Origin of the sequence: Streptomyces violaceoruber (assembly GCF_033406955.1) — a bacterium.
GTDB classification, from domain to species: domain Bacteria; phylum Actinomycetota; class Actinomycetes; order Streptomycetales; family Streptomycetaceae; genus Streptomyces; species Streptomyces violaceoruber.
The window spans coordinates 7,795,158-7,808,153 of sequence record NZ_CP137734.1; the positions used below are offsets into that span (position 1 = coordinate 7,795,158).

Consider the following 12,996-nt stretch of genomic DNA (forward strand, 5'->3'; position numbering starts at 1 on the left):
ATGAATCGTGAACGGAGGTTGGGATGGGTGACAGCCACACCTGGACGGCAACGCCCGGCGCGGCGGAACAGGCCCGTTCCGTGCTCGCCGCCGCCTGGTCCTGCGCGGTGACCGCGGAGGGCGGCCGCGAGGAGTTCGTCGGCGCGCACACCGTGGCCGACGACGGCCGGGTGCTCCTGCACGTGCCCGAGGACAGCGCGCTGCTCGCCGCGGCGGTGTGCGCGCCCCGCGGAGAGCCGTCCGGCGTGCTGGAGTTCGCCGACGTGGCGCCCGTCCCGGTGCGGAGCCGGATCAGGGCCCGGCTCTGGCTCGCCGGCTGGTTCGCCGTGACGGACGGGCACCTGGCCTTCCGGCCCACCCGCGTGGTGCTGCGGCGGCCCTCCGGCGCCGTGGTGGTCGACGTCGAGGAGTTCGCCGCCGCGGCGCCCGATCCGCTGGCCCTGGCGGAGGCGCGGCTGCTGACCCATCTCGCCGACTGCCACGACGACGCCGTGCAGCGGCTGACCCGGCTCGTCGACCCGGACAGCCTGCACGGAGCGGTCCGGGTGCGGCCGCTCGCCGTCGACCGGCACGGCCTGACCCTGCGGGTCGAACGCGTCCGTGACCACGGCGACGTACGCCTGCCGTTCCACGCGCCCGCCGACGAGGTCGCACAGCTCACGGAGCGGGTGCACGTGCTCCTCGCGCAGGCGGGCGCCGTCTCCTGTCCGCGGGCCCTACAGCGGCAGCGCACAGACGGCGACGGGTGAGGCGAAGGGCTCTCCCGTGCGCCGCAGTCCGCCGTCGCCCGCGCTCACCCGGAACGTACTGACGGTGCCGGACCGCTGGTTGGCCGCGAACAGCAGCCCGCCGTCCGGGGAGAAGGCGATCTGCCGGGGGAAGTCGCCGCCCACCGGCACGGCGCCGAGGAGCCGGAGCCGGGCGCCCTCCGCCTCCACCGCGTACCGCGTGACGCTGTCGTGCCCCCGGTTGGCGAGGAAGGCGTACGCGCCGTCGGACGTCACCAGGATCTGCGCCGGGTAGTTGGCGCCGGTCCCCCCGCCCGGTGGCGCCCCGGTGGACTGCGGCTCGCCGACGGCCAGCCGTCCCGTCCCCGGGTCGTACGCGCAGACCGCGACGGTGTTGTCGACCTCGTTGGCGACATAGGCGTGGCGTCCGCCGGGGTGGAAGGCGAGGTGCCGGGGACCGGCGCCCGGCCGGGTCCGGGCCCGCGAGACCTCCACGAGGGTCCCCGCGCCCTCGTCCAGACGGTAGGTGTACACGGTGTCCGTGCCGAGGTCCACGGCGAGGACATGGGCCCCGTCCGGGGCGGTGACGACCTGGTGGGCGTGCGGGCCCCGCTGTCCCGGGCCCGGCGGGGGAGTGGCGTGCGTGACCAGGCCGGTGCGTTCTCCCAGTGCGCCGGAGGCGTCGACCGGGTGTACGGCGACGCTTCCGGAGCCGTAGTTGGCGCTGAACAGCCAGCGCCCGCCGGGGTGCACCGAGAGGTGGCAGGGCGCCGCGCCGCCGGTGCTCCGGCTGCCCAGCACCCTGTGGTCCGACAGCCGGACGGCGGTCACCGCCCCGTCCTCGCGCTCGTTCACCGCGTACAGGGTCCGGCCGTCGGGATGCACCGCCAGGTAGGAGGGGTCGTCGACCTCCGCGAGGAGGCCGCTCCCGGTGATCCGGCCCGTCGCGGGGTCGTACTCCGCGAGCCCGATGCCCCGGCCGCCGCCCTCGGCGGAGGTGTAGGTGCCGAGGAGGAGCGGGCGCCGGCCGGAGGCCCCCCGCGCCCTGCCGGACGCACCGCTGCTCGCCCGGGGCGCGGTGGGCGCCGCGGCCGGCGCCTGAGTCCCCGCCGGGCCGCCGCACGCCGCCGCGGGGAGTGCCGCCGCCGCGGCGGCGGTCCGGGCGAGGAGCCCGACCAGTCGCCGCCTGCTCCAGTCGGCCCCGTCCATGCCGTCCTCCCGCACCCGTACCGCCCCTCGCGCCGCTACCAGTCCCCGTCCTGCACCGGCTTGCCCGGCGCGTCCCCCAGCGGGTGGACCTGGTGGGGCGCGGGCGGCTGCCAGGGCTCGTGGTCGTCGCCGATCCAGTCCCCGACCGGCTGCACGTCCCGCAACGGCTCGGTGGGCGCGAGGTCGTGGGCGTCCTGGTCGTAGTAGTCGTACCAGGGCAGGCCGGCCCGGGTGTACGCGGCCCGGTCCACCGGGGACGGCGGCGGCGCCTCGCCGGTGATGCGGCGCCACTCGGGCGGCGTCACCAGGTGCACGAAGACCCGGCCCGCCGGGCGCTTGGCCCAGTCCGTCGGCGGCCGCTGGTCGCGGTACACCTCCTGGCGCATGGAGCCGCCGACCCCCAGACCCATGGCGGGCGCCGACCGGGGCCGGGCCGCACCGCCGTACGCCGGGGCCGCGCCCGGGGCGGCCGGTGCCGACGCCGGTGCCGGAGCGCCGAGGGCCCCGCCCGGACGGGCCGCCCTGCGGGCCGTCTCCGCACGGCGCCGCTCCTCCTCGCGCCAGCGGGCCAGCTCGGTGTCATTGAGGGTGAACGCCTGCAACTGGACGCCTCCCCAGACCTCCTCGCCGGTGACCTGGCCCTCGACACTCGCCCCCATGCCGAGCGGCACCGCCACGAACTGACGGACCGTGCCGGTTCCGGAGTTGATGCCGTCCAGCCAGGGCTGGCGGGGAAGGACCACGTAGTTCTGCGGATCCCGGGACAGCCGGTCGCTCCAGGGCCTGCCCGAGACCGCGCACACCTTGCCCACTCCCACCTGAAGCGCGGCGGGCTCCCGAGTGCCCGCGAAGCTCAGCCACATGGCCTCACGCAGGTACACCGGCAGCATCACGCCGCCCCGCGCCCGCCACGCCTCGGGCACACGGTCGGCGTAGTCGGCGACCCGGCGGACCGGGAACTCGCCGAGCCCGGGCGGCAGCGGATACGTGCCCGTCTCGGGCAGCCGCAGGGTGCGTATGAAGCGGACCGTCGCCCCGCCCGGCAGCGACAGCCGGTTCCCGTCGATCCGCACACTGGTGTCGGTCATCCGAACGCCCCTCATTCGCCGTTCACGCGCCTTCGCCGGCCGCGCGCGCTTCGTCCTTCCTCAAGAGGAACGCCGCGCGGCGGTGTCGCGGTTCCGCCTGCGCGGCCCGGCCCGCAGCCGGTCGCGCGCCCGGTCCCGCAGCCGGGTCAGCCGCGGCATGCGCTCCCGCTGCTCACGCGTGTGGCGGTCCAGCTCCTCCAGGAGCCGGCGGGAGCGGTGCTCGGTGTCCATCTCGTCGATGATCCGGTTCACCTCGGCCAGCACCGCGCCCCGCAGCTGCCACTGGGTCGCGTCGCGCCGGACCTCCTCCAGCAGCAGGTCGGCCAGCCGGTCCCGGGTGGCCGCGGCCTGGCGCAGCTCGGTGGCCAGGCGCTCCTCCGCGGACTCGGCGTTCTCGCTGGCGTTGCTGGTGACCAGGACCGAGAAGCTGACCACGGCGTCGGCGATCTCGGACAGCAGCTGCTGGACGGCGGCGCCCGTCTCCGGCGCGAACAGGGGCTCCGGCTCCCGCTCCTTGGCCAGGTCGGTGAAGCTGCGCGCGAGGACCCGCATGACCACCGTGCAGATCTCCAGGGTGTCCAGGCCGGTACGGAGCACGACCCGGTGGAGCAGCCCCTCGCGCACCCGGGGATTGAACCGCAGGCTGTCCTCGGCCTGGCGCAGGTCCTCGTCCACCTCGCCGATGTCGTGGTCGAGCCGGCGGGCCTCGTGCAGCCGGGCCGCCGCCTGGTGGAACGGCGTGCTGCCGGCGGCCTCCTCGCCCATGCGCAGCAGCAGTTGGCGCACCTGCCGGGCCAGCCCCACGACGGACTCCCCGGCCTGCTCCACCCACACCGGAGGTGCGAGGATCAGGTTGAAGACGAGGCCGACGATCGCCCCGATCAGCGTCTCCACCACCCGGGCCCAGGCCAGGCTCCCGTGCGAGGTGACGCCGAGCACCAGCATCGCGCTGATCGCCACCTCGGCGGTGAACTCCTCGGCGCGCACCAGGTGCCCGACGCCCAGCGCGGCCACGATGATCAGGGCGAGGCTCCACCAGCTGAGCCCGACCAGCTGACTGAAGGCGATCGCGACCAGGACACCCGCGACCACGGCGTTCACCCGGCGGAAGCTCATCTTCAGCGTGGCGTACAGGGTGACCTGGACGACCAGCAGCGCGGTCAGGGGCGCGGTGAGCGGTGCCGCCGACTTGTCGGGGGTCAGCCGCACCGCGATGACATAGGCGATCGAGGCCGCGGCGGCGGAGCGCAGGGCCTGTACGACCATGGGGTCCCGCAGCCACTTCACCCGCCGCAGAGCCGCCCTCGCGGCCTCAAGCACATCCCGCATCCTCGGGCTGTTCCCTTCCGCAGGCGCCTCGAACGTGTCCGATCAGGACGGTAGCCGGACGCGGGCGGCCGGACCCCCTCTCACGCGCCGGGCGCCGCCGGACGGGTCAGCCGGTCACCTTGGCGACGAACGCGGACAGATTGCCCAGCGTCCGGGCGACCTGTTCCTCCAGGGTGAGGCTCTCCTCGAAGCGGGCCCCGCTCTGCGAGACCTTCCTGCCCCGCAGATACAGCGAACAGGCGAGATCGGTGCACATGTACAGGCCCACCGAGTTGCCCTCACGGCCGGCCGCTCCGGCTTTGCGTGCCGTCATCAGGGCCACGCCGCCCCGGGGATGGGTGGTCAGGCACAGCGCGCACATGCTGCGCTGGAAGTAGCCGCTGCGGGCCGGCTGGAAGCGCAGTGCCACGCCGGTGGGACGCCCGTCGAGGTCGGCGACCAGGTAGCTGCGGTCGGGTGCCCCGGGGTCCCGCCAGCCGAGGAAGTCGAGATCGTCCCAGGGGCGCTCGTCCAGGTCGCGGGGGACGGCCAGCCGCTTGGCCTCGCCCTTCGAGCAGTTGATGAAGGAGGTGCGGACGTCCTGCTCGTCGAGTGCTCTCACGGGAGCCTCCCCTGGGTCAAAGGAACCTAGGATCTCTAGGTTTCCGCCTAGCGTAGATAGCCTACGGGTGAAATCGCCAGCGGATTTCGGGGAGGCGAGTTCATAGCATGAATTAAGAGCAAAGGGAAGTCGCGTGCGGCCGTCCGGCGGAGGTATCTTGCAGACCGGGCACGGTACGGGAGGAGCCACATGGCGGGGCGGAACGGGCGCACGGTGCGCGACCTCAGGAGGGCCAACCGTACGGCCGTGCTGCAACGGCTCTACTTCGACGGACCGCTCAGCCGCTTCGAGCTGGGTCCGGCGACCGGCCTCAGTTCGGGTTCCGTCAGCAACGTGGTCGCCGACCTGGTCGCCGACGGACTGGTGGAGGAGGCCGGCAGCGTCGACTCCGACGGCGGCAGGCCCCGCACCCTGCTGCGGGTGGCCCCCGCCAGCGGACACATGATCGGCGTGGACGTCGGCGAGACCCGGGTGCGGGTCGAACTGTTCGACCTCACGCTCACCGAACTCGCCCGCGCCGAACGCCCGCTGGCCCCGCAACGGCACGACGTCGACGTCATCGTCGGACACGTCCGCGACGGCATCGCCGAGGTGCTGGCCACGGCCGGACTCCCGCCCGAGCGGCTGCTCGGCGCCGGGATCGGCGTCCCCGGCATCGTCGAGCACACCGCCGACCGCGGTGCCGTGGTGCACGGCCAGACCATCGGCTGGGACGCGGTCCCGCTGGAGGCCCTGCTCCGCGCCGGCTCACCACTGCCCGACACCGTCCCCTGCCTCATCGACAACGGCGCCAAGACCCTCGGCCAGGCCGAGATGTGGTTCGGCGCCGGCCGCGGTGCCCGCAACGCGGTCGTGGTCCTCTTCGGCTCCGGTGTCGGCGCCAGCCTCGTCACCCCCGAGGCCGAGCAGGGCCGGGCGGTCGAATGGGGGCACCTGACGGTCCGGGTCAGGGGCCGCCGCTGCCGCTGCGGAGCACTCGGCTGCCTGGAGGCGTACGCCGGTGCGGAGTCGCTGCTGGCCCGCTGGCGGGAGGAGGGCGGCCGGGTGCCCGAGGGCACCGACGAGGAGACCGCCCTCACCGCGATGCTCGCCGCCGCCTACCCGGCCGACGGCGCGGCGGCCGACCCGGTGGCGCTCGCCGTGCTGGAGGAGACCGCCGAGTACCTGGGCGCGGGCCTGTCCGACCTGATCAACCTCTTCCAGCCGGAGCGCATCCTCATCGGCGGCTGGGCAGGCCTCCAGCTCGGCGCCCGTTTCCTGCCCGCCGTACGGCGCCACGCCGTGTCGTACGCGCTGCGCCATCCCGCCCGGAAGGTGACGGTCGACCTGGGGCGGCTCGGCCCGGACGCCGTCACCGTCGGCGCCGCGATCCTGCCCCTGGCCGACTTCTTCGCCCGGGGCGGCAGACGCCCCGAACCGGCCCCCGAGTACCCGGTCCCGGCCTGGCGCACGGCGCTCGAGGAGCGGGCGCCGCACTGAGGTTTCGCCGGTCGCCGCGGAGGTACCCGACGTCGCTCCGAAACCCATGGGAAGGAAGCGCGCCGTGTCCGACCACCGCCACGAAGGACCGGGTGAGAACGGTGCCCCCGTCCCGCGCGACATGCCCGACCAGCAGGCCGGCGACCACGACGACCCGTGGGAGGCCGCCTCGCCCACCCGCGAGCAGAGCGAACACCGGCAGGGTCCGGACGGCGAACGGCCGGAGGACGACGCGGAGAGCGCCGGTGACGCGGAGACGGGGCCCGTGCCCGACGTACCCGACACCGACGAGGCGGGCACGGGCCGGCAGGGTGCGCCGCACTCGGCCGCCGTACACCCCGAGCACCCGGTGCCCGACGAGTCCTCCGGCTGAGGCCCGGCCCACGCGGCTCAGCCGACCTTGCGTCCGCGCATCGGCTCCGTGTCCGCCCCCGCGCCCTGCCGCAGTCCCCGCAGGAACTCCTCCAGCACCTCCGTGGCGGTGCGGGTCGCGCCCCAGCCCAGCTCCACCCGCGCCCGGGTGCAGTCCATGACCGGCAGCCGCAGCACCGCGTCGAACAGGTGCGGTGAGGCGGGCAGCAGCCGCATCCCCCACGCGGCCGCGATCGCCGAGCGGGCCGCGGCGCGCGGCAGGCGCACCGGGCGCACCCCGAGCAGCTCGCCGAGCAGTTCGGCGTCCACCGGCGGCTCGGCCGCGAGATTGAACGCGCCCCGGGCGTCCGCGGACCGCACCGCCAGCCGGTAGGCCCGGGCCGCGTCGTCCGTGTGCAGGGCCTGTACCCGCAGACCGGGGACGTCCGGCAGGAACGGCAGCAGCTCCGGACGAGCCGCCGGACCGGGCAGGAACCGGCCGCCGAAGATCCGGCGCTGCTCGCTGGCCGACTCCCGCTTGAAGAGGAAGGCCGGCCGCATCCGCACCACCCGGATCCCCGGGTGATCGCGTTCGAAGGTGTCCAGGGCCCGTTCCAGATAGGCCTTCTCCCGGCAGTACGCGGCGTCCGGCCAGCCGTGCGTCGGCCAGGACTCGTCCACCGCGTGATTCTTCGGCCCCGGCGAGTACGCGCCGACCGACGAGGCGTGCACCAGCGCCGGTACCCCGGCCGCGGCCACCGCCTCGAACACCCGGATGGAGCCGAGCACGTTCGTGCGCCAGGTCGTCGCCGGGTCGTGCGTCGGCTGGAACGCCCAGGCCAGATGGACCACCGCGTCGGCGTCCGCGAAGTGGCTCGTCAGGTCGCTCTGCTCCGAGGCCAGGTCGACCGCGGCCCACTCCGTCTTCGCGGGCGACCAGTCGGGGATCCGCCGGGCCAGCCCCAGCACGGTCCCGACTTCCGGATCCTCGGAGAGAAGCCGCACCACGCTGGTGCCCACGTTGCCCGTGGCACCCGTGATCACGATTTTGCTGCCCGTTGCGCTGCTCACCCTGTGCTCCTCTCGGCCGGCTGCCCGTGCGGAGAGCACCGGGTACCCGCAGCCCGGGAAGGGCACGCAAGGAGAAGCCCCGACCGCGACGGGGGAATCACGATCGGGGCGGTACGAGGTGAGTACGGACGGCGGTCGGCTCTCGGCGAAAGGCTCCACAGGGCTTCAGCCGAACGATCGTCCCTGTGGGCAATAGGTGGGGCCCGGGGACACTGTCCCGTCCGTACCCACGCTCTGTTCAACGGCGAACCACCGGCCGGTGTTCCACCGTCTGTCGTGGTTTGGGGTGATGTGTGTCACTGCTCGGCGGACTCACGGGGCTCGGGCACGATCTCGGCCCACAGGTTCTCCGCCTGCAGCAGCAGCGTGCCGAGCACCGCGGTCCGGGCGGCGCCCTGCCCGGCGTGCTCCCGCAGCCCCTCCTGGAGCCGCCGGTGCAGCTCCTCCATCGTCTCCTCGGTGGCCGTCGCCGGATCGGCCCCGGGCCGCTCGCCCGCCCACCGGCCCGCCTCGGTGTGACAGGCGTCGCCGATCAGCCGCAGCAGGCGCGCGTACAGGTCCAGGACCGGACCCTCGGGCGGTGCGGGCGTCCGGTGCTCGTCGGCCGCCACCGCCAGGGTCCGGGTCAGCGCGCCGAGGTTCCCGGTGACCCGGCTCCACCGCCGGTCCTCGTCCTCCGGCGGCACGACGGTGGGAGCGCGGTGCAGCCGCCGCAGCCGGCCCGAGGTCAGCCGCAGGCTCTCCCGGCTCCACGACCGGGCGGAGTACAGCGCCTCCAGCCGCCGCTCGAGCCGTGCCGCGTCACTGGTCCAGCCGGCCGCGCTCTGCGCGTCCCACTGGGTCTCCCGCAGGTCGGCGGCGACGGAGTGCAGGAGGTCGCCCGCCTCCCGGGCCAGCGCCGCGAGGTTCTCGCGCACGTCCCGCAGATGGATCGGCGGCAGCACCAGGGCGTTGACCGCCACGCCGATGACCGCCCCGAGCGCCGCCTGCCCCACCCGGTGACCGACCGCGGCGGCCGACACCGCCGTGCCGGAGGCCAGGACGAACACCGCCGTGGTGGCCGCGTAGATGCCCTGCCCGCCGAACCGCGACCAGTTCGCCACCAGCATCAGCACCGGCAGTGACAGCACCAGCGCCCCCGTGTTGTCGTCCATGATCGCCTGCGCCGCCGACGCCAGCAGCGCGCCGGTACAGATCGCCGCGAACTGCTGCCCGGCCTGCCGTACCGAGCTGTAGACGGTGGCCTGCACCAGGACCAGCGCCACCCAGGGAGCCATCAGCGCCATGGGGTCGCCCAGCCACACGCCCGCCACGGTCCAGGCGATCAGCGCGGCGCCCGCCGCCTTGAGCGACTGCACGACCAGGTCGCGCTCCCGCCCCGGCCCCCGCCAGGCGGCGCGGACGGCCCGTCCGACGGCACACGCCTCCCACCACACCGCGGCCGCGGGCCGCCGTCCCCGGAGTGCCTCCCGGAGGGTGTGTGTCACAGCGCTCATACGGTGCCGGACGTCCGCGCGAGCGGCGGACCCGTCTCGGTGCCCGGGCGGCGGGGCGGGCGAGGGAACCGCGGCCGGGGCGTGCTGGGCAGGAACAGGTGCCTCATGCCAGGGGGCTCCCACGCAGCGAGGCCAGCAGGTCGGCCGGGTCGGCGTAGACCGCCTCCGCTCCCGCCTCCTCCAGGTCGGCGCGGGGGAGACCGCCGCACAGTACGCCCACGCAGCGCACTCCGGCGCGGCTGCCCGCCCGCATGTCCCAGACGGTGTCGCCGACGAAGACGGCCCGCTCGGCCGGTACCCCGGCCAGTTCCAGGGCGTGCTCGACCGGCTCCGGGGCGGGCTTGCCCGCGTCCACGTCGTCGGCGCTCGCGGTGGCCTCGATCGCGTCGTCCGCGTCGATCGCGCGCCGCAGGGCGCCCAGCTCCGACCCGCCCGCCGAGGTGGCGAGCACCACCGTCCAGCCGTCCGCGGCCAGGCGGCGCAGCAGGTCCCCGGCGCCCGGCAGCGCCGGCAGCCGGTCGAAGTACTGTCCGTACAGTGCCTTGTGCGCGGCGCTCAGCTCCGCGTCCTGCTCCTTGTCCCGGTCCTCGCCGAGCAGCCGGGCGACGAGGTCGCCCGAGGCCAGGCCCACGGCCCGGTGCACGGCGTGCATCGGCACCCGGTGCCCCGCCTGCCGGAACGCCTCCCACCAGGTGGTCACGTGCAGGTGATTGGTGTCGACGAGGGTCCCGTCGACGTCGAACACGGCCGCCCGTTGCATGCGCTGTTCCTTCCTGGTCCTTTTCCGGCCCGTGGATCGGCGGGCGGGTACCACGTCAGCCGCTGGCCACTCCGGCCGGTGTCCGGCCCTCTCGCGTCCAGGCCAGCAGCTCGTCCAGGGACCAGGTCGTCACCACGCGCTCCGGGGGCACCCCGCACTCCTCGGCCCGGGCGCACCCGTGGATCTGCCAGTCCAGCTGACCCGGCGCGTGCGCGTCCGTGTCGATCGAGAACAGCACGCCGGCCGCCACCGCACGGCGCAGCAGCCGCCGCGGCGGGTCGAGCCGCTCCGGGCGGCTGTTGATCTCCACGGCCGTGCCGGCCTCCGCGCACGCGGCGAACACCTCGTCCGCGTCGAACGCCGACTCCGGGCGCCCCCGCCCGGTCAGCAGCCGGCCGGTGCAGTGCCCGAGCACGTCCGCGTGCGGATCGCGGACGGCGGCCACCATCCGGCGGGTCATCGAGCGGGCGTCCATCCGCAGCTTGGAGTGCACGGACACGACGACCACGTCCAGCCGCTCCAGCAGCTCCGGCTCCTGGTCGAGCGAGCCGTCGTCGAGGATGTCGCACTCGATGCCGGTCAGCAGCCGGAACGGCGCCCAGGTGGCGTTCAGCTCCGCCACCACGTCCAGTTGCTCGCGCAGCCGCGCCGGGGAGAGCCCGCGGGCCACCGTCAGCCGCGGCGAGTGGTCGGTCAGGGCCGCCCACTCGTGCCCGAGCGCCGCCGCGGTCCGGCCCATCTCCTCGATCGGGCTGCCGCCGTCGGACCAGTCCGAGTGCAGATGGCAGTCGCCGCGCAGCCGCTCGCGCAGCCGTTCACCGCCCCGGGCGAGCGGGGAGTCCGCCTCGTCCTCCAGCTTCGCGAGGTAGCCGGGCACCTGGCCGTCCAGGGCCTCGCGCGCCACCTGCGCCGTCTTGGGGCCGACCCCCTTCAGGGACTCCAGGGAGCCCGCCCGCTCGCGCAGCTCGGTCAAGGACAGCCCACCGAGCACCCCCGCGGCGGTACGGAAGGCCCGGACACGGTACGTCGGGGCCTGGGACCGCTCCAGGAGGAACGCGATCCGCTCCAGTGCCTCGACGGGGTCCATCGCGACCTCCTCGTGCGACCTCGACCGCTCCCCACCGGACTCCACCGGCATCTCCAGGGTTCCCCAGGGCACCGGGACCCGCACCACGAGCCGGGCGGGTCCGCCCGTCCCGGACCGGCCGGGTCCTCGCCGGCGCGGGTTGCGGCCTACCCTCTAGGCATGACCGAGATCGACAGCCCGCACATCGGCAGTCCGCGGATCCTCGTGCTCGGGGTGCAGGCGGGCCCGCCCCCGTTCCGGATCGTGGAGATCGACGGCCAGGTGGTCGGTGAGGCCAAGGCCGTCACCGACGTCCTGGAGGCCGCCGCCGCGTTCGGCATCACGGTCCACGACCTGGACGACCCGGACGTGGTCCGCTGGGTGGGCGGGGACAAGTTCACCTGGAAGCCGCACTAGGCGGAGCCCCCGCAGGGGCCCCGCCCCCGCCCGGTGTCTCAGCCGACCGTCCACTTCTGGTTGGCGCCGCCCGTGCAGGTCCAGATCTGCAGCCGGGTGCCGTTGGCCGCGTTGTTGCCGGTGACGTCGAGGCACTTGTCGGCCTGGGGATTGACGATGTCGCGCGCGGCGGTGACGGCCCAGCGCTGGGCGGCGCTGCCGTTGCAGTCCCACAACTGGACGACCGTGCCGTCCGCCGTGCCGCCGGCGTTGACGTCCAGGCACTTGCCCAGCGCGCGGATCGTGCCGTCGGAGCCCACCGTCCACCGCTGGGCCGCCGTGCCGTTGCAGTCGTAGAGCTGTACGGGCGTGCCGTTGGCGGTGTTCGCCGCGGCGACGTCCACGCACTTGCCGGCCAGGCCCCGGATCGCGCCGCCCGTGGGGGAGTCGCCCGTCGTCACCGACACGTGGTCGACGACGAGGGTCTGCGGGAAGACCGTGGAGCCGTCCGGGTCGCCGGGCCAGTAGCCGCCGACCGCCAGGTTCAGGATCAGGAAGTACGGCCGGTTGAACACCCACTGCTTCCCGCCCAGGTCGGCCGGGGTGCGCCGCTGGTAGACGGTGCCGTCCACCGACCAGGTGATGGAGTCGGGCGCCCAGTCGACGGCGAAGGTGTGGAAGGCGTCGGCGAAGGCCTGGCCGCCCGGCAGGGTGTATCCCGCGCCGATACCGCCCGAGCCGGAGTAGCCCGGGCCGTGGATGGTGCCGTGCACGGTGGACGGCTCGAAGCCGACGTTCTCCATGATGTCGATCTCGCCGGAGTCCGGCCAGTTCACCGGGGTGCCCAGCATCCAGAACGCGGGCCACATGCCCTGGCCGCGCGGCACCTTCATCCGTGCCTCGACGTGGCCGTACTGCGCGGTGAACTTCCCCGAGGTGTTGAGCCGGGCGGAGGTGTACTGGCAGGTGCCGTACCAGCACTGGTAGTTGGCCGGGTTCTCCTTGCGGGCGGTGACGACCAGGTGGCCCTGGCCGTCCAGGGCGGCGTTCTTGTTGCCGGAGGTGTAGTACTGCCGCTCGTGGTTGTTGACGTTGTCGCCGGTCTCGATCTGCCACTTCGAGGAGTCGACGGCGGCGCCGGCCGGGCCGTCGAAGGTGTCGGAGAAGGCCACGGCGGCCGCCGCGGAGGACGAGGCGGACCCGACGGACCCGGCGGCCCGGGAGGTTTCCGGGTCCGCCTGGGCGGGGCCGGTCACGAGGGAAGCGGCCAGCCCGGCGGACAGGGCGGCGGCGAGGAGGCATCTGCGGAGCAGGCGTGGGCGGGCCACGGCTCTCCCTTCCGTACGGCGCCTCGCGCGAAGGCGCCGACCGAGGTGGGGGGTTGGGGGTGACGCCTCTTTATTCAAGTAGTGAGATAAGGGG

General features: G+C 74.6%; 13 protein-coding genes. 4 read left to right on the plus strand and 9 right to left on the minus strand.

Translation table 11 applies throughout. From position 1 onward, the window contains the following. The first annotated feature begins 23 nt into the window (after nucleotides 1–23). Complete coding sequence (locus R2E43_RS35125) at nucleotides 24–749, plus strand: DUF2470 domain-containing protein (RefSeq protein ID WP_011027363.1); 726 nt, start codon at nucleotides 24–26, stop codon at nucleotides 747–749. Here R2E43_RS35125 and R2E43_RS35130 read toward each other — a convergent pair. The 4 genes from R2E43_RS35130 to R2E43_RS35145 all read right to left on the minus strand — a co-directional run bounded on the left by R2E43_RS35130 (nucleotide 717) and on the right by R2E43_RS35145 (nucleotide 4,955). Then, the gene (locus R2E43_RS35130) at nucleotides 717–1,937 is read right to left on the minus strand and encodes a lactonase family protein (protein WP_173668699.1); all 1,221 of its coding nucleotides are present in this window, start codon (nucleotides 1,935–1,937) and stop codon (nucleotides 717–719) included. The genes R2E43_RS35125 and R2E43_RS35130 overlap by 33 nt on opposite strands. A 35-nt stretch (nucleotides 1,938–1,972) precedes the next feature. Continuing rightward, complete coding sequence (locus R2E43_RS35135) at nucleotides 1,973–3,025, minus strand: hypothetical protein (protein ID WP_332056963.1); 1,053 nt, start codon at nucleotides 3,023–3,025, stop codon at nucleotides 1,973–1,975. 60 nt (nucleotides 3,026–3,085) lie between these two features. Beyond that, complete coding sequence (locus tag R2E43_RS35140; RefSeq protein WP_030869305.1) at nucleotides 3,086–4,354, minus strand: FUSC family protein; 1,269 nt, start codon at nucleotides 4,352–4,354, stop codon at nucleotides 3,086–3,088. 106 nt (nucleotides 4,355–4,460) lie between these two features. After that, nucleotides 4,461–4,955: an FBP domain-containing protein gene (locus R2E43_RS35145; protein WP_003978065.1), complete on the minus strand. Its 495-nt coding sequence runs from the start codon at nucleotides 4,953–4,955 to the stop codon at nucleotides 4,461–4,463. A gap of 189 nt (nucleotides 4,956–5,144) precedes the next feature. On the opposite strand from R2E43_RS35145, the gene R2E43_RS35150 reads away from it, so the two are divergent. Beyond that, the gene (locus tag R2E43_RS35150; protein WP_011027360.1) at nucleotides 5,145–6,434 is read left to right on the plus strand and encodes an ROK family transcriptional regulator; all 1,290 of its coding nucleotides are present in this window, start codon (nucleotides 5,145–5,147) and stop codon (nucleotides 6,432–6,434) included. A 64-nt stretch (nucleotides 6,435–6,498) separates the two neighbouring features. Further along, entirely contained in the window at nucleotides 6,499–6,807 is a 309-nt protein-coding gene (locus tag R2E43_RS35155) for a hypothetical protein (protein ID WP_003978067.1), read from the plus strand. A 17-nt stretch (nucleotides 6,808–6,824) separates the two neighbouring features. Here the strand turns inward: R2E43_RS35155 and R2E43_RS35160 are convergent, their stop codons facing one another. The 4 genes from R2E43_RS35160 to R2E43_RS35175 form a co-directional block, all read right to left on the minus strand. After that, nucleotides 6,825–7,856: an SDR family oxidoreductase gene (locus R2E43_RS35160; protein WP_093455493.1), complete on the minus strand. Its 1,032-nt coding sequence runs from the start codon at nucleotides 7,854–7,856 to the stop codon at nucleotides 6,825–6,827. Nucleotides 7,857–8,152: 296 nt separating this feature from the next. Next, the gene (locus R2E43_RS35165) at nucleotides 8,153–9,352 is read right to left on the minus strand and encodes an FUSC family protein (protein WP_168715318.1); all 1,200 of its coding nucleotides are present in this window, start codon (nucleotides 9,350–9,352) and stop codon (nucleotides 8,153–8,155) included. Between the two features lie 103 nt (nucleotides 9,353–9,455). Beyond that, entirely contained in the window at nucleotides 9,456–10,112 is a 657-nt protein-coding gene (locus tag R2E43_RS35170; RefSeq protein ID WP_003978070.1) for an HAD family hydrolase, read from the minus strand. Between the two features lie 55 nt (nucleotides 10,113–10,167). Continuing rightward, nucleotides 10,168–11,199, minus strand: a complete 1,032-nt coding sequence (locus R2E43_RS35175; RefSeq protein ID WP_030869314.1) for a PHP domain-containing protein — start codon at nucleotides 11,197–11,199, stop codon at nucleotides 10,168–10,170. A 159-nt stretch (nucleotides 11,200–11,358) separates the two neighbouring features. On the opposite strand from R2E43_RS35175, the gene R2E43_RS35180 reads away from it, so the two are divergent. Beyond that, on the plus strand, nucleotides 11,359–11,595 hold the full coding sequence (locus R2E43_RS35180) for a hypothetical protein (RefSeq protein WP_003978072.1): 237 nt from the start codon (nucleotides 11,359–11,361) through the stop codon (nucleotides 11,593–11,595). Nucleotides 11,596–11,633: 38 nt separating this feature from the next. Here R2E43_RS35180 and R2E43_RS35185 read toward each other — a convergent pair whose 3' ends face one another. Continuing rightward, nucleotides 11,634–12,902 (minus strand): glycoside hydrolase family 16 protein, encoded by a 1,269-nt coding sequence (locus R2E43_RS35185; protein WP_136208174.1) that lies wholly within the window; start codon nucleotides 12,900–12,902, stop codon nucleotides 11,634–11,636. Between the last annotated feature and the right edge of the window lie 94 nt (nucleotides 12,903–12,996).